This window comes from Mesorhizobium sp. CNPSo 4684, from assembly GCF_057784315.1.
In genome coordinates, this window is record NZ_JBWLUX010000098.1 from 1 (window position 1) to 835 (window position 835).

General features: G+C 62.8%; 1 protein-coding gene. It reads right to left on the reverse strand.

Going from position 1 to position 835, the window contains the following annotated elements:
- Nucleotides 1-641 (reverse strand): IS110 family transposase (locus tag AC04SG_RS32845; RefSeq protein WP_488554400.1); only part of this gene is annotated, 641 nt, incomplete at its 3' end.
- Nucleotides 642-835 lie beyond the last annotated feature (194 nt).

Sequence of the window (835 nt, forward strand, 5' to 3'; positions counted from 1 at the left end):
CCGATCTCGGGCAGTTCGGCCATCAGGCGTGCGACGGTGCGGCCGGCCACGCCCTTGAGCGAACGGAAGGCCGATCCCAGCCTGGCCCACAGCGGATCGTCGTCGATCATCGAGGCGATCTCGCCTTCCAGGCGCCGCTCTTCGCGCTTGAGGAAGGCCAGCATGGCCTCGATGCTGGCGCATGCCTCGGCATTGCGAGCGGCACTTCTGCGTTGCTTGTTGATGGTGGCATCGCTGACAATTTGGCAAAGCCGCCCGACCAGCGCAGCAAGACGCTGCTGGGCAGTGCTGGGCGGTGGCGTCGGGACCATCTTCTTGACTGCGCCGTAATGGGCGATGACGGCAGCGTCGATCCGGTCGGTCTTCTCCAGATAGCCCATCGCTTCGGCGAAGCGGCGCACACTTCTGGCATTGACCAGGGCGCACGGCATGCCGTGCGCCCACAAAAGCATGAAGCCCAGCCGCTCATAGCCGCCCGACGCCTCCATCACCGCAAGAGCTGCGCCATGGCTGCGGCAGAACAGACAAAGAGCTGCAATCCCTGTCGCATCGTTGGCGAAGCGCTCTGCGGCACCGCCCGGCCAGATATGTGCGTCCAGCCAATCCTTAGAAACATCAACTCCACAAATGATCCTGTTCACGGTAACCTGCCTTGTGCGTACGGTTGGAACCAAGCGACTGTTCGGTCGTGCGTGACGAAGGCGAAGATCCCAAGCTCTCCCGCGGCTGTAACCTCAGGTGGTACGGGCGACTTCGCCAAGCCAAGGTCCGGGCGGCCGCCCGGACCTTGGCTCAATCGCTTCAATCCCACGAAATCTCTCTCGTGTAGATACAA